Here is a 24077-nt window from a genome sequence, read left to right on the forward strand (position 1 = left end):
ATGATGTAAAACAGGAAAGTTAGTTTAATTATTATAAGGATTAAATAATGAAAAAATTTATTTGGCTATCAACAATCGCATTAACCTTAATCTTAGGACAGCCAAGCTTTGCTTGCATTGATGATTCAAAACATTGTAATTCTCATCGTCAATTTGATAAGTTAGCGCAAGAACTTAACCTTACTGCAGATCAAAAAGCGAAATTAAAAGCATATAAAGAAAATGCAACAGCAAACTTCAAAGAACATTATGCTCAGCTCAGAATTTTACGAAGCCAGATAAACTCTTTGGTTAAGACTGATAAAATTAATGAAACAAAACTTGATGCTTTGATAGAGAAGGTCAATAAAATTAGAGCTTCTATGTTAAGAAGTAAGATAATGATGCAACATGAAATGTTTGCTCTTTTAAACGACAATCAAAAAGCCAAATTTCTCGAATTAAAGAAGAAGTGGCTTATGGAGCAATAATTAATTAACAATGCATCATTTAAGTGTGCTGGTAAAGGATGAATAGTTCTATAGGTTCGGGATAACGTATAGCCTCCATTCCAGTATCCAGAGGAGTTTACGACCAAGGATCTCAATTTCAGGCATTGTATTCCATATACCTCCTGCCATTTACTGAAGATCCCTTAGTACGCTGGGAGGAGGTATTGTTAACCCCTGAATGAAATTTATTGTTTACGCGTAGCAACCGCTTTAAAATTTACTGTGACTTCATCTTTTATTTCACTAGTACTCGACCAGTCCCCTTGTCCAATTCCAAAATCTAACCGTTTTAAGTTAGTATGTCCTTCAACAATCAGATGATCTTTAGGAGATTCTACCGCGGTAAACGTAAGCGTTACTGGTAACGATTTATTTTTTATCGTTAATGTCCCAGTGGCTTCATAATTTTTATCATCTTTTTTTGTGAATTTAGAGGACTTAAATTCAGCCTTTGGAAACTCTTTAGCATTAAACCAATCGGAACCCTGTAATATGGAAGTAATTTCTGCGTAGGAGGTTGTGAGTGAGTTCATGTTCACTTCCACCACCACACTGCTATTTTGATAATTTTTCGGATCTGCAACTATTTTTGCCGTAAATTCTTTAAAGGTACCTGTAACAGGTGCATTATTTTGTGTGGCAGTAAAACTTATACTGCTTTCACTCGGAACTAGGGTCCATTCAGATAAGGCATCCGCACTCGCATTGACACTGTTCAAAAATAATAAAAAAAGAAAATACTTAATCATTTTCATGGGAACATTCTCCGTAATATATCATCCTTATTAATAAAATGATGTTTTAAAGCAGCTGCGGTATGCATACAAATTGCTGCAATAAGCGCATAACCTAACCATTCATGAATCGATTCAAATAAAATCCTTTTGCTTTCATCAGGTGCTATAAGATTAGGCAAAGTAAATAAACCAAAAAATGAAGCAGGCAATCCCGCGGCTGATGTGATTAGCCAACCAGTAATGGGCATCGCAAACATAAATACATAAAATGCCCAGTGCATACTGCGTGCGGCAATTTTTTCCAGCCAGGGTAAAGCCAATTCAGGATTTTCATTGGCTAGACGCCATATGATCCTTAGAATAGCTAAAAATAGGACTAAAAAACCATACTCTTTATGCCATCCATAATATTTTAGCCTTTGAGCATTCCATGGCATAGACACCATATATAAACCAAGTACCAATAGCCCTATAATTAATAAAGCAATTACCCAATGGAATACTATGGTAACAATACCAAAATGTGTTGGGCTGTTTTTGAATTGCATAAAATATCCTATTTTTTACCTTGCGCCTGGTCTTTATTTTGATCTGGTTTTTTATTTTGATCCTGATATCCTTCAGCTCCAATAAAAAGGTTTACTTTATCGCTCACTGCAGGCAAGAATGCATTGATTCCGAAATCCGAACGATTTATAGAGGCTGTGGCAGTAAAACCGACTGACTGTTTATTACTAATCGGATTCATTCCCACCTTATTTAAGGTAACCTGCAATATCACAGGCTTACTTACACCGCGTAACGTTAGAATACCCTCCACTGTAGCTTTTTTATCGCCTTGTGGGGTTACTTTATTACTAACAAAGGTAGCTGCGGGATAATGCTCAGCATCAAAAAACAAATTACTTTTTAAATGTTTATCCAGCTCTGGAAGTCCCGTAATCATATCCATAACATCAACTGTCACATTAACTTTACTCTGACTTGGATTGTCTTTATCAAGAATTAACTGTCCTGTTGCATACCATTTTCCATATTGAGTAGTAAAACCCAAGTGATCCGCACTCCATAACACGTAAGTGTGGTTTTTATCTAAAGTGTATGTTTCAGGTGCAGCATATATTGGAGTAGAAAAAGTAATTGCAATAAGCAATGATGAAAACCAACATCCTAGAGTTTGCTTCATAATCAATTTCCTTATTTACTATGTAATTTTACATCATTTTTATATTCAAATTATCACTCAGATTTGAGACTTCCGCCAACAATTCGTTCACAAAGTCCTTTAGGTAATAAAATAAAGGCATCTTTTTGTTTGTCTTTTGTTGCAGATGAAGCGCAAGAAGCAGTTGCAGTAGCGCAATCATTCATTCCTTTTTTAGCAATTCCGTAGCATTTTTCCGTGGCAGCAGTATTATTGTCATTGCTGTCTGCCGCTGAACTTCCTGTTGCTACTAAAACAAAAAATGCAGTCATTACTGATTGTATTAACTTATCTCGTGTAGACATAGTTTTCCTTTTCATTAAATGAATTCTTCATTAACATACAATAGTGTTATTAAAACAACAAGTGGGCAACAAAAAAGGATTCAACCCACCAAGTTAATAATGATCAAGAAATGAATTAATCAGAGTCAATTCACCAGAAAATGGCACTGTGGCTAAAAGACGAGAAGTAAGTTTTTGGCTTAATGTATCTATATTGGCGGATAAAGCCTGCATATTGGGATCAATGCAATTGGCAATCCATCCCATACATTGAATGTTGTTTGTACGTAAAACCGATTCTGTTAACAATGCATGGTTGATACAGCCTAATTTCATACCAATAACCAAAATAACCGGGATTCTAGTAATCTTCAAAAAATCAATCCAAGTTTCATGATCGTTGAGTGGAACCATTAATCCACCCGCACCTTCAATGAACAAGTTTTCAATACCATCAAGCTGCACATTAAGACAATAATCTGCAATTTCATTAATGCATAACTGAACTCCCTCTTCATGTGCAGCAATATGGGGTGAAACAGCCCATCTAAACCGCCAGGGATTTATTACATCCAAACCAATACCATTTTTTTGTAAATATTGTGCATCACTACTTATCAGTTGATCTTCTATTTCCATGCACCCACTTGCTACAGGTTTAATTGCGGCTGAGGATGAGAAATAATTGGCCAAACGTGCTGTAACATAAGTTTTACCACAATCCGTGTCAGTACCTGTGATAAAAAAACGTTTCATTTAATAAATCCTCGTAGTTCGTCAATAAATAAATCTGTATGGGATAAAAAGGGCATGTGTGCAGCTCGCTTAAATAATACAAGATGAACATTGGGGTAGACCAATTGCATGAAATTCATTGTTTTAATCGGTACAATAGGATCTAGTCGACCAAATATAAAGCATGTTGGCTTACTGAACTGCTTTAATTCTTCTCGCAAATCCCAAGATTCTAAACTTTTAAGACCTAATTTCAGCCCCTCTTGAGAGGGCAATTGGTTAGGCAAAGGGGGAAACTCCTTATTAGCTGTTAATCCATTGAGCTCTAGAAATTCTTTTAATGTAGCATGTGGTTCTTCTGATAATCTTTTATAAAAATTTCTAAAAACTTCTGGAGATACCCCGGGCCATAGCTCGCTATTTAAAAATCGTGGTGATGAAGTAATATTAATAAGATAATCGACCCTATCCGGTTCCTCTGTTGCCAAACGCGTTGCATATAATCCGCCCATAGACCAACCAATTAATGCAAATTTTTCGGGCAATTGATTGACTAAGCGCGTTTTAAATAAATCCCAGTCCATTATTGTGGTATAACCAAATCCTGGCAAATCAACGAGGATAAGTTGGTAATGCATGAGAAGCTTGGGTATTAATGGTGACCAGATCTGACTGTCAAATCCCCATCCATGAAAAAAAACAAGCGGGTATCCTTCTCCATAACTATGGATGTTTATGTTCATAAATTTCACTTAACTGATTAAATAACTCATGAATTTGCTCCGGAGTATGATCGTAATTCAAAATAATACGTAATCCCGATGCTTTGACACTCACGGTAGGCTTTCTTATCGCACAGCAACTTATCCCCCGTTTCTTTAATTCGCGAGCATAATGCAAAGCTAAGTGAGGACATCCTAATTTGAGTTGCTGAATTGGACTAATAGAATCAGTCCAATTTAAAGGGGATTGTTTCACGTACTTTCTAAATAAGGCTATTAGTTGTCCTAATTTTGAACGTCTGTCTTCTGCCTTGACTACCAATTCCAAAGTATTCAATAAACCATAACTTAAAGCAGGACTTACCGCAGTCGAATAGATAACGGAACGGCCCGCTTGTAGTAAAGCATAAATCCAGTCTGCTTTTCCAGCAACAAGGGCACCTTGCGCCGCATAAGCTTTGCCTAATGGAATTATTCGTAATGGGACTTCATTTTGAGTCAACTCATGATAGTCTGTCGCCCCTTTTCCCTCGCTGCCTATAATTCCAAAAGAATGCGCCTCATCTACTAAGAGTGCGCCTTTATTCGCATGGCACATTGAAGAGAGCTTTACCAAAGGGGCCAATTGGCCGCTCATACTAAAAACTCCTTCAGTGATTAACGCCGAACTTTTAAAATCACTAGTTAATTTACCACTTAAATCATCTAAATTATTATGCAAATAACGGGTATAGTTTACATGCGATAATGCTAAGCCATCATAAATTGAAGCATGAATTTCCTTATCAATAAAACAATGAACGTTTAACTTTCCTAATAAGGCTGTAACTGCGAGATTTGCCGCATATCCCGAAGAAAATAAAATGCAATCGTCTACGGCTAGTAAATTGGCAAATGCTTCTTCAACAGCGCGGTGGTTGGGATGATAGCCGCTCAGTAACATCGAAGCCCCACTCCCACTAGGGTATAGAGCATAACCTCGTTGGTATCCTGCAGAGATACGTTTATCTCTTGCCAAGGATAAATAATCATTGCTGTCAAAATGAATTAATGAGGAATCCTCAGCCGTCACTAGTCTATTTCTTAATAAACCTTCTTGTGCCAGCTGATTAATATAATCTTTAATTTTATAACTTAGAGGCATTTAAACCATCTCAGTTAAACCAAGTTTACTAAAAAGCTCCTTATCTTTTGTACGTCGAGGATTCTCTTCAGTTAACAACTTATCTCCAAGAAATACTGAATTCGCACCTGCAAAGAAACAAAGGGCCTGTAATTCATCACTCATTTCAGTCCTTCCAGCCGTCAGTCTAATGACACTTTGAGGCATTATTATCCTGGCAGTAGCTATGGTGCGTACTAACTCAATACCTTCTACTGGTTGAGCTTTTGCAAGAGGCGTTCCTTCTACAGGTATTAGACGATTAATTGGAACACTTTCAGGCGGTGTTTCCATATTTGCTAAAGTGAATAAAAACTCAATTCGGTCTGCACGTGTTTCACCCAAGCCCAAAATACCACCACAACACACATTCATTCCTGCAGCTCGAACATTATTTAAGGTATCCAATCGCTCACTAAATTTGCGTGTTGTAACTACTTTTTCATAATAAGAAGGTGATGTATCAATGTTGTGATTATAATAATCCAAACCCGCTTCTTTTAAACTGGCAGCCTGCTCTTGATTTAACATACCTAAAGTCATGCAGGTTTCAAGCCCTAAAGACTTTACTCCCTTAATCATTTCCTGTAACTCACCCATCGCCTTATCCGGAGGACAACGCCAGGCAGCTCCCATACAAAATCGTTTAGCCCCACCTTCTTTTGCCTCTTGAGCGGCTTTTAATACATCAGTAACTGACATTAACTTTTCTTTCTCAACATGAGTTTTATGATGACCGCTTTGAGAACAATAACCGCAATCCTCGGGACATGCTCCAGTTTTAATACTTAACAATGTAGCAAATTGTAATGAATTTGGTTGATGGTATTCTCTATGTACCGTATGTGCTTGATGTAGCAAATCATTAAAGGGTTGTTCATAAAGTGCTGTAATTTCAGAAACAGCCCAGTGCTTCTTAACTTGAGTCACAACATTACCTCCTAATCAAGGATATTAAGTGAAGCGAAAGCACCTAACTTCGCTGCAATTTTGTGTCGTATTTATTTAATTTAGGTAACGGACATGATAAAGTCCCAACCCATCTTGTCAACCAAAATTTTAAAAATGGTAAACATCAACCAATTAATTAGTAGAGATTTGAAACATTTTTGGCATCCTTGCACACAAATGAAAGATTTTGAGACATGCCCTCCTTTGTTTATTGAAAAAGCTAAGGGTAGTTATCTCTATACCAATAAAGGGCCACTAATTGATGCTATCTCCAGTTGGTGGTGTAAATCTCTAGGTCACGGCCATCCGGCGATTATTGCAGCAATAAAAGACCAAATGAATCGCTTTGAACATGTCATTACCGCAAATACCACACACCCACAACTGGTGGAGCTAGCCGAAGCGTTAACCCAAATTACACAAAAACAACATGTTTTCTTCGCAAGTGATGGCTCTAGCGCCGTTGAAATCGCGATGAAACTTGCAATCCATGCGAATCAAATCAAAGGCCATACAGATAGGAACCAGTTCATTGCTCTTAAGAATGGATACCATGGAGAAACCCTAGGTACAATGAGTATTAGTGATTTAGGTCTTTATAAAGCTCCCTACTCATCGTTTGGTCTTACCTGTCATTATATTGAAAATATACCGTATATCTCGGGGAAAGGAGATCCCTTATGGCACAATTGTGACAACTATTGGCCCATTGTAGAAAAAAAATTGGAAGCAATCAGTGATAAAGCCTGTGCCATCATTGTAGAACCCTTACTTCAAGGTGCGGGAGGAATGTTGTGTTATAGCCCCGATTTTCTTAAACGCTTATCATCCTGGGCTAAAAGCAAGGATATTTATCTTATCGCCGATGAAATAATGACGGGAATGGGTCGCACAGGTAAATGGTTAGCATCAGATCATGCAGATGTTGAACCCGATCTTATTTGTTTATCCAAAGGATTGACCTCCGGATCAATCCCTTTAAGTTGTGTGATGATCGATAACTCAATCTTTGATCTTTTTTATGCAGATTATGGAAGCGGAAAATCTTTTTTACATTCACATACTTATAGTGGAAATCCACTCGCGGTCAGCGCCGCATTAGCAACCATTCGCGTCATGCAGGAAGAACAAATCATCGAGCAAGCTCAAAAGTTAGGTGAATACATGTTTGCAGCCTTAACTGAAGTAGCCCAACTCTCTGGTAAATTAAGTAATGTTCGAGGAATTGGAGCCGTAGTAGCAGCCGATCTAGAAGGCACTGAACATGATCGCATAGGCAATAGTGTTTATCAGCAAGCATTAAACCATGGAGCTTTAATAAGACCTATTGGTAAAACGCTTTACTGGCTACCTCCATTAAATACGAAACATGAAGTAATTGGGAAATTAGCGGAAATAACACTACACTCTATAAAGGGAGCCTATCTAACGCCGTAAAACATGCGAAAAATATACAGAAACATGGCATTTATTGTTTACAAGCGATTGAGGCTAGTCTGGATATTTTTTACCATTTTTTTACTTTTAGCATTTTCTTATATTAATTGGTATAACAGTGCTTCGAATTTTTTTAATTATATTACAGACATAACCCATAAACGAGCTCAAAATATTGATCGTTTTATCAATGATGTTTTTCTTGAAATAAATAAAATACCTACGTATCAAAAGAACAATATAAATTGTAAGAATGATTTTGATCCTTACTTACAACAGATTATTATGAATTATCCCCAAGTCTCTGGACTTATGATTTATGACCCCAGGCACCAGATTTCGTGCTCTACATTACCCCAAAACCAAACGTTTAATCTAAGTCACGACAACAGTCGCTCACTTATAGGTCCATTAAAAGTTCCTATGTTTATTCATCCTATCTACCTGATTCAAAAAAAAATAGGTATTTATCAAATAAAAATGATTCTCTTATCTCCCGTCCTCAATGAAGAACTGAATATTTCAGAAAATGGAATACAAACGATTACGTTATACGATGTGAATCAGAAAAAAGAACTTATCCGGATTCAAAAACCAACTAATAGCTCTTGGATGGATAAATTACCCATTTTTACAGAAAAAATATTTGCCAATGCTCCATTAAATACTCTTAATGGCATTGAACTTACGGTCGAAGGACCTGATCAAACTTTAATTAACAACCTTTTGCATAATCAAATCCTGCTGATCCTTGATATTTTAACATTCACAGTTTTATTATACCTTTTGATTAAAAATAAATTTAACAAATATTATTCATTGCACGGCGCAATAAAACAGGCTATTAAAAGTGGACAATTTTATCCTGTTTATCAACCATTATTTGACACTCAACGTAATACCTATTCTGGGGCCGAAGTATTATTAAGATGGCAAGATTATGGTAATGAGATCATTATGCCTGATCTGTTTATAGAGGAAGCTGAAGATACTGGCTTAATTGTCCCTATAACCCTGCAAATTATTGAAATAGCGTTTAAAGAAGCTAAAAATATTTTGGATAGCCAGCCCAATTTTCATCTGTCATTTAATATTTGTGCACTCCATTTCACTGATAGTCAATTTTTTCCTCAATTTTATAAACTCGTGCGTCACTATTTGATTGAACCCAAACAAATATTATTAGAAATAACAGAGCGCTCTTTACTTGATATGAATAACGAAATTTATATCAACAGACTCCAAGAGCTTAGAAACATTGGGTATTCCTTAGCTATAGACGATTATGGAACAGGGCATTCAAGTATCAGCTATTTGCAATACTATCCTTTTAATTATCTTAAGATCGACAAATTATTTATTCATGCAATCGGTACAAAAGCTATAGCTGAAACATTAAATGATGCAATTATTCATTTAGCAAAAAAAATTAATCTAACTATTATTGCAGAAGGAGTAGAAACAGAAGAACAACTGAATTATTTATTACAAAACGAGGTTAGACTTATACAGGGCTGGTATTTTTCTAAAGCTTTACCTGTCGAAGATTTAGCCGACCTGCTTCAAGGAGAAACAAATGAATAGACACATAAGATGTTGTTTTTTTCTTGTTCTAGTTGTTCCACTTTCAAGTTTTGCTGAATCAATAACCCTCGAAGATAATTACTGGCAATGTTCCTCTCAGGATGCAACCCAGACTAAATGGACAACCCAAAGTGCTTACCAAAAGGTAGCTTTAAATCTTTCTTACTCTGAATGCAAAAAAAAGAGCACTGCCCCTGCTTCGTGTAAAACTTCTAAAGCCAGTTGTGTTCGATTTATTCATGGTGCCAATGTAACGCCTATGTGGCGATGTACCGCTTTAGATAGAGAAGCTTTTAGATGGAATAGTAATCTTTACCCTACACGAGATGATGCAGCATTAGCTTCCCTGGCGTATTGTAAACACAAAAGTCCCGTCCCTTATACATGTTATATTAATGTAGTAACATGTATTAATAAAAATGAGATTTAAAGAATATGGTTTATTGTGTTGGATTAACAGGCGACATAGCGAGTGGAAAAACTACCGTTGCTGAACTTTTTTCGAAATTAGGCATTAAGGTAATTTATGCTGACATAATATCAAGAGAACTTACCAAAAAGAATGAACTAGCCTATAAAAAAATCGTAGAACATTACGGGCACAGAGTTTTAAAACAAGATGAAGAGTTGGATCGAAGTAAACTAAGAGAAATAATATTTGCGAATCATCAAGAACGGTACTGGCTTGAGCATCTCCTACATCCTCTTATCCGCCAAGAAATAGAAAAACAAGTTGATACCTGTACGACACCTTATTGTATTGTTGAGATTCCTTTGCTTATTACAAAACAATCCTACCCTTATATCAATCGAATTTTGCTTGTCCGCGCGCCAAAGAAAATACAAATAGCACGATTGATGCAACGGGATAAATGCAGTACAGAACAAGCACTGGCAATTTTATCCGTGCAACCAGATATTAATATTCGTCTCGAAAGCGCAGATGATCTTATTGAAAATAATATGGAGATTGACGAACTGACTAAAGCGGTAAATGATTTACATGATAAATACCTATGGGAGGCAAAAAATAAGATGTAACAAATATTTCTCTCTGTTTCAACTGATAGAAAGCACGTGTTTTTCTGTCAAATTATACGATCAATGAAAAAGGAATTTAGTAATCAATGAAATTAATTACTTTAAATTTGTGGGGCGGACACCTACGAAACCCTTTATTAGAATTTATTAGCCAACATCATGAAATCGATATATTTTGCTTTCAAGAAGTATATAACAACGCTAATCGTACTGTAACCGAAGAAGATAGAGAACTTAGTCTAAATATTTTTTCTGACCTACAGCAGCTCCTTCCTAATCATTTTGCTATTTTTAAACCCGCTGTAGAAAATATCTATGGAATTGCGATGTTGTTGAAAAACGATATCGATATTTTAGGAGAAGGAGATATCAATATTCATCAAAAACAACATTATCCAGGAATAGGGTTAAACCACCCTAGAAATTTGCAATGGGTCGAATGTGAAGTAGGGAAAAGAATTTACTCCATATTAAATGTTCATGGACTCTGGAATGGGCAAGGAAAGAAGGATACCCCAGAACGAATCAATCAATCACAACGGATTCGCCATTTTATGGATACCATCAATACACCTAAAATATTATGCGGTGATTTTAATTTAAAACCAGATACAAAAAGCATGCATATTCTTGAGCAGGGAATGAATAATCTCATAAAAATTCATAACGTAAGGTCAACAAGAACTCGTCATTACAAAAAAGAAGAAAAATTTGCAGATTATATTCTGACTTCCCCAGATATTACTGTGAATGAATTTTGTGTATTAAGTGATGAAGTATCAGACCATGCTCCGCTGTATATTGATTTTAATTAAGGTGTACTCTTGACCTGCTTTAAGAAATTGTAGCTGAGGGAACCTATAGAGGATTCCATCATATAGCTTCTCTGCAGCATAAATAGTTCTGTACGATTGTAATTACTCTATGGTTTGCTTCAGGAAACTGTTCGGGATTGAGTTCATGCTGATGAACCCATTTCATAGCCAACTGTCCTTCCTTACATGAAGGGAGACCAACAAATTGATCAACAAGAAAAATATTTAATTTTACTTCTTTATCGGAATATTGGTGATTAATTTCTCCCAATAATTTGTATTGCAAAATATCTAAGCCAACCTCTTCCTTGATTTCTCGAACTAATGCAACTCCTGGAGACTCACCAGTCTCTAACTTACCGCCAGGAAACTCCCAGCATCCTCCATGCGGAACATGGAAAGGACGCTGGGTTATCAAGATACGCTGCTGTTCATCAACAATAACTGCTACAGCAACTTCTATATTCACGCTAAACTTCCATGGCATGTTTTATATTTTTTACCCGAACCGCAGGGACAAGGATCATTTCGACCAATTTTCTTTTCATGCCTTTTGTAGGTTTGTGTCTGAATTCCCTCTTCCTCATTTTCATCAACATAATTACCGTGTTGCAAGTTCATCTTACTCACTTGCTCAGCTCGGCGCTGCTCTTCAACGGCATTTACATCTTCTTCAGTTTGAATTTCAACTGAGGAAATTAAACGAGTTACATCATATTTTAAAGTATCAAGCATCGTGGTAAACAAGGCAAAAGCTTCTTTTTTATACTCTTGTTTTGGATCTTTTTGGGCATACCCACGCAAATGAATTCCTTGACGCAGTTGATCCATTACCGCTAAGTGTTCACGCCATTGATTATCCAAAGTTTGCAAAATCACTGATTTTTCAAACTGAGACATTGTAGCTCTACCTGCTTGTTTTACTTTTTCATCATATTTTTTTTCCGCAATGTCAAGAATCTTATCCTTGATTTGCTCTGGTTGGATATGATGATCTTCTTCAATCCATTCAAGCACTGGAGCCTTAAGTTTGAACTCATCAGCCAGAACATCACTTAAAGATTTTGCATCCCACTGATCTTCCAAACTTTGTGGAGGAATATAGGTATCAACAAGATTTGATATGACCTCCTCTCTCATCATATTGACCATTTCTTCAGTATCTGTCATATCCATGATTGAGGCACGTTGCGTATAAATAACCTGTCTTTGATCATTAGCCACATTGTCATAATCCAACAACTGTTTTCTAACATCAAAATGATGTCCCTCAAGTTTCCGTTGAGCATTCTCAATCGCTTTGGTAACTAAACTATGCTCAATAGGCTCCCCAGGCTTCATTCCTAAACGACGCATCATCGATGCAACACGATCAGAAGCAAATATACGCATTAAATTATCTTCAAGTGATAAGTAGAAACGACTGCTTCCCACATCACCCTGACGACCTGAACGACCCCGTAACTGATTATCGATTCGGCGTGATTCATGACGCTCGGAGCCTATAATTCTTAATCCACCAGCAGCAATTACTTCATCATGACGTTTCTGCCATAACTTTTTAACCGCATCTATTTCTTCGGCACTCGCTGTTTCCGGCAATTGAGCTAAATCAGCAGACAAACTTCCTCCCAAAACAATATCTGTTCCTCGACCAGCCATATTTGTAGCAATGGTTACGGCACCTGGACGACCTGCTTCAGCAATAATCTGGGCCTCTTTTTCGTGAAATTTGGCATTGAGAACTTGATGCTTGATATGTTCTTTTTTAAGAAATTGACTTAAAAATTCAGAAGCTTCAATCGAAACAGTACCCACAAGAACAGGTTGCTTTCGGGTAATACATTCACGGATGTCTGCTATGACCGCTTGGAATTTATCTTGCTGCGTTAAATAAACCAAATCCGATTCATCTTTTCTTACCATCGGTTTATTGGTTGGAATGACCACTACATCAAGATTATAAATTTGCTGTAATTCATACGCTTCAGTATCCGCGGTTCCAGTCATACCGGACAATTTATTATACATACGGAAAAAATTCTGGAATGTAATGGAAGCAAGAGTTTGGTTTTCATTTTGAATCCCAACACCTTCTTTCGCTTCAACAGCTTGATGTAATCCTTCAGACCATCGTCGACCAGGCATTGTACGACCAGTATGCTCGTCAACTATAATAACCTGTCCATCCTTAACGATATAATCCACGTCTCGATGGAACATCGCATGCGCTTTTAATGCAGCATTCACATGATGCATTAACATAATATTACTAGCATGATACAAACTTTCACCCTGGTCCAGAAGTTTTGCTTTAACCAGCAATTCCTCTATATGTTGATGACCTGTATCAGTAAGATGCGCCTGCTTTTGCTTCTCATCAACAGTATAATCCCCTTCACCGCCCTCTTCTTCTTGTTTCTTCAAATGAGGAATCAATGTATTAATTTTGATATATAGTTCGGAACTATCTTCAGCCGCACCCGAAATAATCAAAGGTGTACGTGCCTCGTCAATTAAAATAGAGTCTACTTCATCCACTATGGCAAAGTTCAACTCGCGTTGTACCTTGTCTTCAAGACTAAATGCCATATTATCGCGTAAGTAATCAAAACCATATTCATTATTCGTTCCATAAACAATATCGCAACGATAAGCTTCTTGTTTTGCTGAATGGGACATATCCGGATAAATCACACCTACAGTTAAGCCTAAAAACTCAAATATAGGTTTCATCCATTGACTGTCGCGTTTCGCGAGATAATCATTCACAGTTACAACATGTACACCGCGGTCAGTAATTGCATTCAAATATGCAGGCAAAGTTGCTACCAGTGTTTTACCTTCCCCAGTACGCATTTCAGCAATGTTACCTTCATGCAGTACCATCCCACCAATTAATTGCACGTCAAAATGGCGCAGACCTAAAGTCCGTATAGATGCCTCTCTTACTGTAGCAAAAGCTTCCGCCAACATTTCATCAAGGCTTTCACCTTCTGCAAAACGTGCTTTAAAATGCTGGGTTTTTGCAGCCAACTCAGCATCTGTCAATGCTTTCATTTGTGGTTCAAATGCATTGATTGCCATTACTGCCTTTTCCATACGCCGCAATGTACGCTCATTTCGGCTTCCAAACATTTTCTTAATCAACGTATTCAGCATGGCCTAAATAATCCTCTGGAGATTTCAAATAACAAATTCGTTAATGTACTAAAATTTGGGGAAAAATACCACGAATACCTTATAATTTAAGAGAATCTTCATGATATAACTTGGATGATGAGAAAAGTTTCTGGCGAAACAGACAACCACGATATGATTTTCCACAATTCATTTCATAGTATACAATATTTTAAATCAAATAATGCATATATCTCGATATATCAAGATAATGCAATTTAGTTTCACTTATAATGCCTCTGCATGCAGCTCAATTTCCTTTAAATATTCTCTTAACTCACTAAACAAAGTAAGATTTTTGGTCTGCATAATCAGCATTAGTTTTCTTTTCCATTGACTTGCACCCGGTAATCCAAAAGCTAAATTGAATACGGGCTTAATCAATAAACTTAAAGAAGCTCCTTTATGATATTCTTCCTGTAAATAATCCAGATAACGATTAAATACTTGACTGCGTGTACTTGTTTGGATTTCTGGATAAAGTTCTTGATGTATTTTTGCTATTTGAAAAGGGTTATCACATGCTAAACGACCAAGCATTACTCCTTCAACAATTTGCAGATGTTCACTAATCTCTTTTATATTTGATATATTACCATTGACTATGACAGGAACGTCCGGTATTTCTTTTTTAAGTCGATATACATATTCATAGTTAATTGGCGGAATTGTTCGATTTTGTTTGGGGTTTAACCCATTGAGCCAAGCCTTTCGGGCATGCACAATTACTTTCTGCACTCCAGCCTCAATCAACTGATGTACAAAGTCACTAAAAAACTCATAACTGTCTTGATGATCGATCCCTATTCTGGTTTTTGCAGTAATGGGTATAGTAGCACCTTCCTGCATCGCCTTAAGACAAGCTACAACGTGTTTTGGTTCCCGCATTAAGCATGCGCCAAAACGTCCCGCCTGAACTTTATCACTCGGACAACCGAGATTAATATTAATCTCGTTATATCCTTCTTGCTCTGCGTATTGAACACATTGAGCTAAGGCTTTGGGGTCTGACCCTCCCACTTGTAGCGCTATGGGATGTTCTATTTCACTAAATTGTAAAGACCGCACCGGATTATTCTGGATCGCACCAGTAGTTTGCATTTCTGTATACAAAAGTGCATTAGGAGCCAGAATTCGCATAAAAATCCGAAAATGGCTGTAAGTCCAATCAATCATTGGAGCAATAGATAAAGGGGATAGCAAAATGTCAGACACTATTATTATTCAAATAAAAAAAGAGCAATTATAACCTGATCTAAAACTTTGCACAAAAATATAACTGAAAATCCCTGAGTGCAGTAAAGCGGAACCCGGGATTAAATATGGGTTCCCTTAGCTGCATGAGACTACTTTTTATACCTATTCTTGATTTACAGCATTCATTGCTTGGATTAGTAATTGTAACCGTGTTCGACCTTGATAAAAATTGATATCCAACTTATAAGCTGCATGTACGTATTTAACTCTATGGTTTGGCCAAGATTTTAAGTCCACATTAAACGCGATCGCATCCACTTGTTGATCGCCTTGTGTTGTCACTAAAGTCATTTTTAAATGATTTTTCCCCACCAGTCGTTGATCCAAAATCTCAAAAACATTATCAAAAACAGGTTCAGCAAATTGCTGGCCCCAAGGACCAGCTTGCTGAATTAATTGAGCAATTTCAAGACTGAACTCTTCAGGCTGTAAGGAACCATCAGTCAGTAACTCACCTTCACATTGCGACAAATCGATGTGTTTGCTCACTTCACAAACCAGAGCCTCTCGAAATACTTTGAGAGAACGCGGATGAATACTCAGGCCGGCAGCCATAGCATGGCCACCAAATTTATTAATAAGTCCAGGATGATCCTTATCTATTGCTGCCAAAACATCCCTAATATTTAAATCAGCAACCGAACGTGCTGATCCTTTCAACTCATCGTCACTTACTTCTGCAAAAGCAATAACTGGGCGATGATAACGTTCTTTCATTCGTCCTGCTAAAATTCCAATTACCCCTTGATGCCAGGTTTTATCAAAAAGACACAAAGCAATGGGTAAGTGCGTACTGTTGTATTCAGCATTTAGAGCAAGTTTTTCCAAGGCGAGCATGGCCTGTTCCTTCATTTCGGTTTCAATTTGCTTCCTTTCATCATTCAATTCATCTAACTGCTGACAATAATTTCTAGCTTGTTGTTCATCAGAAGTAATTAAACATTCAATACCCAAAGCCATATCATCCAATCGCCCAGCAGCATTGAGTCTGGGTGCAATAGCAAACCCCAAATCAGACTCTCTAAGTCGTGCGCACTCACGTCCAGAGACCTCAATTAAGGCTTTAATCCCTGCACGGCAAAGACCTTGACGTATTCTTGCCAGACCTTGATTTACCATGATGCGGTTGTTTTGGTCCAGTCCAACAACATCCGCTACTGTCCCTAAAGCAACTAAATCCAAAAAACTCGCCATATTGGGTTCGGTAATATTCATCTCACGAAACCAATTCGTATTCACCAAATGTCTTCGCAAAGCCAACATCACATAAAAAATAACTCCAACACCAGCAATCGATTTACTAGGAAATTTACAATCTCGCTGGTTGGGATTTACGATGGCACAAGCATTGGGAAGAATTTCAGCAGGCAGATGGTGATCCGTGATTAAAACATCGATCCCTAATTCATTTGCCCTTTGTACACCTTCAATACTAGCAATTCCATTATCCACAGTGATTATTAACGCGGGATTCCATTTGCTTGCCACTTCGACTATTTGTGGAGTTAAACCATAACCAAACTCAAAACGATTAGGGACTAAATACTCTACAAACGAAGCACCCATAGAGCGTAATGCGGTAATCGCAAGGGCTGTTGAGGTCGCTCCATCGGCATCAAAATCTCCTATGACTAAGATTCTATGCTGTTCACGCAATGCTTTTTCCAAACGTAGACACGCTTTATCGATCCCCATTAAGCTATCAAAAGGCAATAAAGCTTGGAGTTGTTTATCCAATTGAGAAAGCTCAGTAATCCCTCTGTTTGCGAATATTCTTCTTAGAACGTCGGGTATATTAGGTAAATCCAAAAGTTGTGATGCTCTGGGGCGTTGTTTAATAAGCATGAATTAGTTTTCTCCATAAACGAACATACCAACTATCTGCACTTATAGAATAAGCCTCATTGTTCCAATACCAATCAGTACACATCTCCTTCAATTCTTTTTGATGTGGTTCACTGAGCACAGAATAGTCAGTAAGCAATAGAATCTGATAATTATTCAGTGTTATTGATGGGCTATATAAAGAAACTTGAGAACTACATAGTTGTGCTAATGAATAAAAATGCTCGTCAACACAAATGCGTATCGGCATTTTATCCTTAAGTTTTGCACTACTCCACGTCCATAATCCATTAGCCAAGGATTGATTAGGCTTAGATGAAAAAAGCATTTGGCTTTCAGTAATAAACTTTTGCCAATACATCGTATTATCCAATTGTGCTAATTGGGGCATTAATGATTGATGCAATAAATGATGGGGTGGTTTTGCATTCAGCGCGTTTTTTTTGTTATTAATTAACCAAGTTTCTGAATTATGGTAATAAAGAGAGACACCTTCTTTTGCCAGATAGTCTGAGAATAAAAGAAACCATGATTTCGCTTCAGACTCTTCAAGATGCAGTTCACTCCCCAAAGCAACAATCATGGCATCATTATGCGTTGCTTCCCAATAAACTGGTGTCAATACAAACCACTCACCTTCTAAATTATGATGTTGTCTTAATAAGTCAGCATAAGGTGGATTCGTAGAATCATAGCCAAGACACAGCAAAAAATTGAGTAATACATTCCTTTCTGAATTTAGAGGCTTGGCATACTCAGGAATCGAACTGCATTCCGAGTTAATCACAACATGCATATTTGTTCTGCCTTAATCAATCCATCTCTACGAAACAATGCTTTTAAATTTCTTAGTGCTTGACGCATTCGATCTTTATTTTCTATTAAACCGAAACGAACATGACCATCACCCTGTTGTCCAAAACCGATTCCAGGAGACACAGCAACATGAGCTTCTTTTAATAAGTATTTACTAAACTCAAGGGAACCCATATGTTGATAATGAGCAGGAATGGGTGCCCAAACAAACATAGTTGCCTTGGGACGAGCGACTTCCCAACCCATCTCATTTAAGCCATCGCAAAGAATATTACGTCGCTTTTCATATAGAGCTCTAATTTCGTGGACACACTCATCAGGACCGTCTAATGCAGCAATCGCTGCAACTTGGATAGGCGTAAATGTGCCGTAATCTAAATAAGATTTAATTCGAGTAAGTGCTCCGACTAACTCTTCATTTCCGCAAGCAAATCCAACTCGCCACCCTGGCATATTGTATGACTTAGACATGGAATAAGTTTCAATTGCTATATCTATTGCTCCTGGAACTTGAAGTATTGAAGGAGCTTTATATCCATCAAATACGATATCAGCATAAGCTAAGTCATGAACCACCCAAATTTCATGTTTTTTTGCTAATGCAACAATTTTTTCGAAAAATTCATAATCTACACAATGTGTACTTGGATTTGCAGGAAAATTAATTACTAATGCTTTAGGTTTAGGTAAACTGCGATTAATCGTATCTTCTATTGAAGCTAAAAATTGAGTTTCATTTATAAGCGGGACTTGTTTTACGTTCGCTCCCGCAATGATAAATCCATAGGTATGAATAGGGTATGCGGGATCGGGAACTAAAATCGTATCCCCCGGGCCACTTATCGCTAGTGCCAGATGAGCTAGACCTTCTTTCGAGCCAATGGTAGCTAATATTTGTGTTTCACTATTTAAATGAACATCATAATTCCGTTGATACCAGGAGGCCATAGCACGTCTGAGCCTTGGAATGCCTTTTGACATAGAATATCGATGAGTATCTGGTCTTTGCACCGCTTCAATGAGTTTATTCACAATATGTGGAGGAGTTGGCTGATCAGGATTTCCCATACCAAAATCAATAATATCCTCTCCACGAGCCCGCGCTTCAGTTTTTAATTGAGTTAATGTATTAAATACATAAGGTGGCAATCGATTGATACGCGGAAATTGACTCATAATAGTGACCTCTGTGATATACTTACAGCCATTTATAATTCATTGAATCATCCTAAACTATGAAGATCAATTTAGAATCCGCAGAACTACATGCGGTGCAAGCTTATAGTGATAACAAAATTCAGATTAATTCCATTGTTTATGAACGCAGTTTAATTGTTTCTAAAACAGAAATCATTAGTGATCTGCCAATTAAAAACATTGAAGAAATTGATGAACACTATATGAATTTACTAACGCAATTTAAACCGGAAATCATCATCATTGGCCATGAACATACCGGAAAACTCCTGCCCCTGTCAATTATGAAACATTTTGCAGATCAACGAATAGGTATAGAATGCATGTCTATAGGTGCTGCGTGTCGTACCTATAATGTTTTATTAAGCGAGTATCGTGCTGTTATTGCAGGGTTTATTTTTAAATAAGAATAGATGTAGCCTGGGGATGCACAGTGGAGTTCGATTTTTGAATAGGAACGATCTCCTAACTTCAGGTCGCACCCGCTTCACCCAAGCTACAAATCATGGCCAAATTAAACTTGTCTTCTCGCCTCGAGAACATTAGGAATTTGCTCTAACTTTGCTAGGAGCCGAGATAAGCTACTTAACCCATCAACATCTACAGTTAAAGTGATATAAGCCATATTTTCTTGTTTATTACTTTGGGTTTGCAATGCATAAACGTGTGCTTTTTCATTAGCAAGAAGTGAGGTCACATCTTTTAAAAGTTCGGAACGATCAAACGCTTTGATTAAAATATCAACCACATAGTTTTCTCGAGTAGCACTGCCCCAAGTAACTTGCAAAAAACGCTGTTTTTGTCGCTCACTAGCATGAATAATATTAGGACAATCTTGTCGATGTACTGATACACCTCGACCTATCGTGATATAACCAATTACGGAATCTCCAGGAACAGGTTGACAACATCGTGCCATAAAAGTTAATAAATTACCTACACCTTCAATACGCAGATCACTTCCAGTAATTTCTGGTTTTGCATGAGGTTTAACAAATCGTTCAAGATTGAGCTCTGAAGTAACCGGTGGAGCAAGTTTACTAACGATTTGCCCTATTTTAATATCACCCCGTCCCAGATTTGCATAAAGATCATCAAGTTTTTTGAAATGAAGTGCTGTTGCGACTTCATTAAGTTTATCGGATTTTATTCCTAAAGATTTTAATTCTTTATCAAGCAATTCACGTCCATCTTGGATGTTTCGGTCATAATCTTGCATTTTAAACCAATGCAAAACTTTGGCTTTAGCTCGCGATGTTTTGAGATAATTTAAGTGAGGATTGATCCAATCACGAGAGGGCTTACTTTCTTTTCCAGTTAAAATCTCAACCTTATCGCCTGTTTTCAGCTGATACGTTAAGGGTACAATATGTCCATTTATGCGTGCCCCGCGACATCGATGGCCTAAATCACTATGTACGTGATAAGCAAAATCCAAAGAGGTTACGCCTTGAGGTAAATCAAGAACATCTCCGTCGGGAGTAAAAACATACACCCTATCTTCAAGAAATTCTGTGGTAGTACTTTCAGGAACACCCTTATTATTCGCCATTTCCCGATGCCAGGCTAAGACATCGCGTAGCCATTCAATTTTGCGCTCATGGCTTTGTTTTTGTTTGAAACCACCTTCTTTATACTTCCAATGAGCTGCTACCCCCATTTCCGCCAAATCATGCATAAGGAAAGTTCTTATTTGCACCTCAAAAACTCTGCCTTCGGGGCTTTGAACTGCCGTATGTAACGATTGATAACCATTAGGCTTGGGATTGATAATATAATCATCAAACTCAGCGGGAATTTGTTTCCAAAGGGTATGCACCATCCCTAAGACTTCATAACAATGAGGCTGGGTATCCACAAGAACACGTACTGCAGTAGCATCATAAATTTCATCGAGTGAAACATTCTTGCGGGTCATTTTTTTATAGATACTATGGATATGTTTTGAACGTCCATAGACGGCAAAATGTTCTATTCCATGGGCTTTAATTTGTTCATTTAATTGAGCAACAATTGCATCAACGAAATTATCGCGCTCCAACCGTTTTGCTTTGAGACCTTTGGCAATCGCTTTATACTCCTCAGGATGTAAATAACGAAAAGCCATATCCTCCATTTCCCATTTAATTGCCCCAATTCCCAACCTATTGGCTAAAGGAGCATAAATTTCCATCGCTTCGGTAGCTAATTGTTTACGTAATTCTTCTGATAAATGCCCGGCTGTTCTTAAAACGCATAAGCGTTCAGCTAACTTAATTAATACCACTCGAACATCATCTACCATCGCTAATAACATTTTACGAATGTTATCGATTTGTTGTTTATTCTGGGGGTATTTATTTAATCCTTGAAAACTCTGCATTGCGCTCATGCGCTCTATGCCTTTAACCAATTTGGCGATATTTGGGCCTAATTGCTCCACCACATCATCAATGGATAAATCGGCATAGTGAACGTTTTCAAAAATAATGGCTGCTGCGAGTGTTTCTTGGTCGACCTCAAGATCTGCAAGCAAATCGGCCATAGACAAGCCTTGTTGCAAACAAGATTGTCCTGTTTCTGTTGCATGTTCTTGTCCTGCAAGTTGACTTAAGGTACATGCACTACGAATGAGTTCAAGATTATCCAAATAACCCTTTGCACTTAACTGATGAAGCCACAAATCTACATCGATGCTTCCATCTTCGCACAATGGGACAGTATCTTTTACTCTAACCATCAGTTTTATCCTTTTTAAACAATGCGATTGATTCAACATGAGCAGTATGGGGGAACATATCCATTACCCCTGCTTTCATCAACTTATAGCCTTTTTGATTAACCAATACATCTGTATCACGAGCTAATGTTACGGGATTACATGATACATATACAATACGCTCTGGATTCAGTGCATCAATTTGTTTCACAATTTCGAGTGCACCCGATCGAGGAGGGTCAATTAATACTTTGTTGCAAGGTTGCTGCACCAGTTTCTTTACTTCATTTACATCATCTAAATTTGCAGCATAAAAGTCTACATTTTGAATATGATTCAGCTTTGCATTCATATATGCTCTTTCAACCATATTTTTACTGCCTTCAACACCGAGTACTTTGGAACAAAATTTAGCCATTGGAAGCGAAAAATTACCAAGCCCACAAAATAAGTCTAGCACGATATCAGTAATTTTTAAGTCCATAAGTTCAATCGCTTGTGGCACCATAGTACGATTTAATGCTGAATTAACTTGAGTAAAATCTGTAGGGTGAAATGAGAAGTTAATCTGATAATCTGGTAAGGTATATGTAAGATATTCACTTGCCTTAGCTGGATAAAAACAATATACGCTGTCTGGACCACCAGGTTGGAGGAAAATTTTATAATCATACTCTTCAGCAAATTTTTGAATGTTCAACTCGTCGTCAAGACTAAGCGGAGTTAAATTTCTGAAAATAAGAGCAACTTCCTTGTCCCCTGCAGCAACTTCAATTTGTGCAATACAATTCTTGTCTTGCATCGAGTCAATCAATTGCCGTAATGGAATAATATCTGCATCAAGCTTTGCATTTAAAACGGGACATTGAGTAATCTCAGTAATATACCGAGGGTTACTACGTTCTCTAAATCCCACCATCGAGGTTTGCTTTTTCTCGACATAGCGAACACTTAGTCGGGCTTTATTCCGGTAATTCCAATATCCAGCAACTAAAGGGGGCAATACAATCTGTGGTTGGGTATGACCATATCGACCTAATAAATCTAATAATTGCTCTTGTTTAAAATGGATTTGTTCTTCTTCATTCATATGCTGTAATGAACAACCGCCACACATGGAATAATGCGGACATTTAGGCTCAACTCGCAAAGTAGATGGTTCAACAACCTTTAGCAAGAATCCTTCATCAAAATCCTTTTTTATCCTGGTGTATTGAAATTCGACAAGTTCACCGGGTAAAGCACCCTGAATAAAAGTTGCTTTGCCATTAATACGTGCAATACCTTTTCCATCATGGCTTAAATTATCAATTTGAGCAGTTTGCGTGGTAAGATTAAGTTTGGATTTTGCTCTTCTCATGACATGTTCTCAACAAATAAATTCTTAAATCAATTTGAATTACCAGTTGCAATCGTTGTGAAAAAGATTGCATTTTTCAAGGTGTTAGAGAGTACCATAGGAAATTTATATTTGTCATGGTAAATTGTTATGACAAAACCCACGCTGTACAAATTAACCGCACCATTATAGCGCTGCATACAATAAAATAACATCTTTACATACCGCTTTGCTTTATTTTACCCGCAGCAAACACACTATTTATTATTGGTTAAATTTGAGGCACCCAAAAATGCGCTTATATATCAAGTAATTTATAATCCTATTCACAATGTTATCCACAGTTTTTGTGGATAAACTCTATTTTTACCATCTCACTGAAAAAAATATAATTTGGCTCTGTATAAGGAGAATATTAATATTTAATGGAAAAAATACAAAAAAAAAAGGAGTATTTCTCTAAAAGTTATCCACAGGATGGGGAATAAGAGGATTTACCGAAATGGTCGTATATAATAGCAAAGAAAAAACAAAAAAACAGTCTTGACAGAATACTTTTATAAAAATTTTAAATTAGATTCA

At 37.2% G+C, this 24077-nt stretch carries 23 protein-coding genes; 7 read left to right on the top strand and 16 right to left on the bottom strand.

Going from position 1 to position 24077, the window contains the following annotated elements; translation table 11 throughout:
• Positions 1-47: 47 nt before the first annotated feature.
• Positions 48-470: a Spy/CpxP family protein refolding chaperone gene (locus HBNCFIEN_RS08680; RefSeq protein WP_255464171.1), complete on the top strand. Its 423-nt coding sequence runs from the start codon at positions 48-50 to the stop codon at positions 468-470.
• 206 nt (positions 471-676) lie between these two features.
• Here HBNCFIEN_RS08680 and HBNCFIEN_RS08685 read toward each other — a convergent pair whose 3' ends face one another.
• The 8 genes from HBNCFIEN_RS08685 to bioB all read right to left on the bottom strand — a co-directional run bounded on the left by HBNCFIEN_RS08685 (position 677) and on the right by bioB (position 6265).
• Positions 677-1246 (bottom strand): YceI family protein, encoded by a 570-nt coding sequence (locus HBNCFIEN_RS08685; protein ID WP_182390717.1) that lies wholly within the window; start codon positions 1244-1246, stop codon positions 677-679.
• Positions 1243-1776 (bottom strand): cytochrome b, encoded by a 534-nt coding sequence (locus HBNCFIEN_RS08690; protein ID WP_182390718.1) that lies wholly within the window; start codon positions 1774-1776, stop codon positions 1243-1245. The genes HBNCFIEN_RS08685 and HBNCFIEN_RS08690 overlap by 4 nt, the downstream gene beginning before the upstream one ends.
• Before the next feature lie 8 nt (positions 1777-1784).
• Positions 1785-2414: a YceI family protein gene (locus tag HBNCFIEN_RS08695; RefSeq protein WP_182390719.1), complete on the bottom strand. Its 630-nt coding sequence runs from the start codon at positions 2412-2414 to the stop codon at positions 1785-1787.
• Positions 2415-2467: 53 nt separating this feature from the next.
• Positions 2468-2737, bottom strand: a complete 270-nt coding sequence (locus HBNCFIEN_RS08700) for a DUF2282 domain-containing protein (RefSeq protein ID WP_182390720.1) — start codon at positions 2735-2737, stop codon at positions 2468-2470.
• A 93-nt stretch (positions 2738-2830) separates the two neighbouring features.
• Complete coding sequence (gene bioD / locus HBNCFIEN_RS08705) at positions 2831-3472, bottom strand: dethiobiotin synthase (RefSeq protein WP_182390721.1); 642 nt, start codon at positions 3470-3472, stop codon at positions 2831-2833.
• Positions 3469-4194 (bottom strand): alpha/beta fold hydrolase, encoded by a 726-nt coding sequence (locus tag HBNCFIEN_RS08710; protein ID WP_182390722.1) that lies wholly within the window; start codon positions 4192-4194, stop codon positions 3469-3471. The genes bioD and HBNCFIEN_RS08710 overlap by 4 nt, the downstream gene beginning before the upstream one ends.
• Entirely contained in the window at positions 4175-5317 is a 1143-nt protein-coding gene (locus tag HBNCFIEN_RS08715; RefSeq protein WP_182390723.1) for an aminotransferase class I/II-fold pyridoxal phosphate-dependent enzyme, read from the bottom strand. The genes HBNCFIEN_RS08710 and HBNCFIEN_RS08715 overlap by 20 nt, the downstream gene beginning before the upstream one ends.
• On the bottom strand, positions 5318-6265 hold the full coding sequence (bioB, locus tag HBNCFIEN_RS08720) for a biotin synthase BioB (RefSeq protein WP_182390724.1): 948 nt from the start codon (positions 6263-6265) through the stop codon (positions 5318-5320).
• A gap of 93 nt (positions 6266-6358) precedes the next feature.
• On the opposite strand from bioB, the gene bioA reads away from it, so the two are divergent.
• From bioA to HBNCFIEN_RS08745, 5 genes are all read left to right on the top strand, one after another.
• On the top strand, positions 6359-7723 hold the full coding sequence (bioA, locus tag HBNCFIEN_RS08725) for an adenosylmethionine--8-amino-7-oxononanoate transaminase (protein WP_255464172.1): 1365 nt from the start codon (positions 6359-6361) through the stop codon (positions 7721-7723).
• Positions 7724-7726: 3 nt separating this feature from the next.
• Positions 7727-9307, top strand: a complete 1581-nt coding sequence (locus tag HBNCFIEN_RS08730; protein WP_182390725.1) for an EAL domain-containing protein — start codon at positions 7727-7729, stop codon at positions 9305-9307.
• Positions 9300-9737: a hypothetical protein gene (locus tag HBNCFIEN_RS08735; RefSeq protein ID WP_182390726.1), complete on the top strand. Its 438-nt coding sequence runs from the start codon at positions 9300-9302 to the stop codon at positions 9735-9737. Before HBNCFIEN_RS08730 ends, HBNCFIEN_RS08735 begins: the two co-directional genes overlap by 8 nt.
• 5 nt (positions 9738-9742) lie before the next feature.
• Positions 9743-10348, top strand: a complete 606-nt coding sequence (coaE, locus tag HBNCFIEN_RS08740; protein ID WP_182390727.1) for a dephospho-CoA kinase — start codon at positions 9743-9745, stop codon at positions 10346-10348.
• Positions 10349-10434: 86 nt separating this feature from the next.
• Entirely contained in the window at positions 10435-11163 is a 729-nt protein-coding gene (locus HBNCFIEN_RS08745; RefSeq protein ID WP_182390728.1) for an endonuclease/exonuclease/phosphatase family protein, read from the top strand.
• A gap of 58 nt (positions 11164-11221) precedes the next feature.
• Here HBNCFIEN_RS08745 and mutT read toward each other — a convergent pair whose 3' ends face one another.
• From mutT to alaC, 6 genes are all read right to left on the bottom strand, one after another.
• Positions 11222-11626 carry an 8-oxo-dGTP diphosphatase MutT gene (gene mutT, locus HBNCFIEN_RS08750; RefSeq protein WP_255464412.1) on the bottom strand — a complete coding sequence of 135 codons (405 nt, stop codon included), beginning with the start codon at positions 11624-11626 and terminating at the stop codon, positions 11222-11224.
• 2 nt (positions 11627-11628) lie between these two features.
• Positions 11629-14325, bottom strand: coding sequence for a preprotein translocase subunit SecA (gene secA / locus HBNCFIEN_RS08755; protein WP_182390730.1), 2697 nt, complete (start codon positions 14323-14325; stop codon positions 11629-11631).
• 246 nt (positions 14326-14571) lie between these two features.
• Positions 14572-15558, bottom strand: a complete 987-nt coding sequence (gene dusA, locus HBNCFIEN_RS08760) for a tRNA dihydrouridine(20/20a) synthase DusA (RefSeq protein WP_182390731.1) — start codon at positions 15556-15558, stop codon at positions 14572-14574.
• 144 nt (positions 15559-15702) lie between these two features.
• Complete coding sequence (gene recJ / locus HBNCFIEN_RS08765) at positions 15703-17445, bottom strand: single-stranded-DNA-specific exonuclease RecJ (protein ID WP_182390732.1); 1743 nt, start codon at positions 17443-17445, stop codon at positions 15703-15705.
• The gene (locus tag HBNCFIEN_RS08770; protein WP_182390733.1) at positions 17435-18241 is read right to left on the bottom strand and encodes a hypothetical protein; all 807 of its coding nucleotides are present in this window, start codon (positions 18239-18241) and stop codon (positions 17435-17437) included. The genes recJ and HBNCFIEN_RS08770 overlap by 11 nt, the downstream gene beginning before the upstream one ends.
• Positions 18229-19437, bottom strand: a complete 1209-nt coding sequence (gene alaC, locus HBNCFIEN_RS08775; RefSeq protein WP_182390734.1) for an alanine transaminase — start codon at positions 19435-19437, stop codon at positions 18229-18231. The genes HBNCFIEN_RS08770 and alaC overlap by 13 nt, the downstream gene beginning before the upstream one ends.
• A 59-nt stretch (positions 19438-19496) precedes the next feature.
• Between alaC and HBNCFIEN_RS08780 the strand changes: the two genes are divergently transcribed.
• A complete protein-coding gene (locus HBNCFIEN_RS08780; protein WP_182390735.1) occupies positions 19497-19865 on the top strand; it encodes an Mth938-like domain-containing protein in 369 nt (122 codons plus the stop codon).
• A gap of 107 nt (positions 19866-19972) precedes the next feature.
• Here HBNCFIEN_RS08780 and relA read toward each other — a convergent pair whose 3' ends face one another.
• Entirely contained in the window at positions 19973-22177 is a 2205-nt protein-coding gene (gene relA, locus HBNCFIEN_RS08785; protein ID WP_182390736.1) for a GTP diphosphokinase, read from the bottom strand.
• A complete protein-coding gene (gene rlmD, locus HBNCFIEN_RS08790; RefSeq protein ID WP_182390737.1) occupies positions 22170-23516 on the bottom strand; it encodes a 23S rRNA (uracil(1939)-C(5))-methyltransferase RlmD in 1347 nt (448 codons plus the stop codon). The genes relA and rlmD overlap by 8 nt, the downstream gene beginning before the upstream one ends.
• Between the last annotated feature and the right edge of the window lie 561 nt (positions 23517-24077).

Source organism: Legionella sp. PC997 (assembly GCF_014109825.1).
Lineage (GTDB): Bacteria > Pseudomonadota > Gammaproteobacteria > Legionellales > Legionellaceae > Legionella.

Bases quoted from the DNA above. Each gene is read 5' to 3' on its own strand.
- HBNCFIEN_RS08780 (WP_182390735.1), top strand. From the start codon at position 19,497: ATGAAGATCAATTTAGAATCCGCAGAACTACATGCGGTGCAAGCTTAT.
- HBNCFIEN_RS08700 (WP_182390720.1), bottom strand. From the start codon at position 2,737: ATGTCTACACGAGATAAGTTAATACAATCAGTAATGACTGCATTTTTT.
- bioA (WP_255464172.1), top strand. From the start codon at position 6,359: ATGATAAAGTCCCAACCCATCTTGTCAACCAAAATTTTAAAAATGGTA.
- HBNCFIEN_RS08745 (WP_182390728.1), top strand. From the start codon at position 10,435: ATGAAATTAATTACTTTAAATTTGTGGGGCGGACACCTACGAAACCCT.
- HBNCFIEN_RS08715 (WP_182390723.1), bottom strand. From the start codon at position 5,317: ATGCCTCTAAGTTATAAAATTAAAGATTATATTAATCAGCTGGCACAA.
- coaE (WP_182390727.1), top strand. From the start codon at position 9,743: ATGGTTTATTGTGTTGGATTAACAGGCGACATAGCGAGTGGAAAAACT.
- HBNCFIEN_RS08695 (WP_182390719.1), bottom strand. From the start codon at position 2,414: ATGAAGCAAACTCTAGGATGTTGGTTTTCATCATTGCTTATTGCAATT.
- HBNCFIEN_RS08710 (WP_182390722.1), bottom strand. From the start codon at position 4,194: ATGAACATAAACATCCATAGTTATGGAGAAGGATACCCGCTTGTTTTT.
- rlmD (WP_182390737.1), bottom strand. From the start codon at position 23,516: ATGAGAAGAGCAAAATCCAAACTTAATCTTACCACGCAAACTGCTCAA.
- secA (WP_182390730.1), bottom strand. From the start codon at position 14,325: ATGCTGAATACGTTGATTAAGAAAATGTTTGGAAGCCGAAATGAGCGT.
- recJ (WP_182390732.1), bottom strand. From the start codon at position 17,445: ATGCTTATTAAACAACGCCCCAGAGCATCACAACTTTTGGATTTACCT.
- HBNCFIEN_RS08770 (WP_182390733.1), bottom strand. From the start codon at position 18,241: ATGCATGTTGTGATTAACTCGGAATGCAGTTCGATTCCTGAGTATGCC.
- HBNCFIEN_RS08735 (WP_182390726.1), top strand. From the start codon at position 9,300: ATGAATAGACACATAAGATGTTGTTTTTTTCTTGTTCTAGTTGTTCCA.
- HBNCFIEN_RS08685 (WP_182390717.1), bottom strand. From the start codon at position 1,246: ATGAAAATGATTAAGTATTTTCTTTTTTTATTATTTTTGAACAGTGTC.
- HBNCFIEN_RS08730 (WP_182390725.1), top strand. From the start codon at position 7,727: ATGCGAAAAATATACAGAAACATGGCATTTATTGTTTACAAGCGATTG.
- bioD (WP_182390721.1), bottom strand. From the start codon at position 3,472: ATGAAACGTTTTTTTATCACAGGTACTGACACGGATTGTGGTAAAACT.
- relA (WP_182390736.1), bottom strand. From the start codon at position 22,177: ATGGTTAGAGTAAAAGATACTGTCCCATTGTGCGAAGATGGAAGCATC.
- HBNCFIEN_RS08690 (WP_182390718.1), bottom strand. From the start codon at position 1,776: ATGCAATTCAAAAACAGCCCAACACATTTTGGTATTGTTACCATAGTA.
- HBNCFIEN_RS08680 (WP_255464171.1), top strand. From the start codon at position 48: ATGAAAAAATTTATTTGGCTATCAACAATCGCATTAACCTTAATCTTA.
- alaC (WP_182390734.1), bottom strand. From the start codon at position 19,437: ATGAGTCAATTTCCGCGTATCAATCGATTGCCACCTTATGTATTTAAT.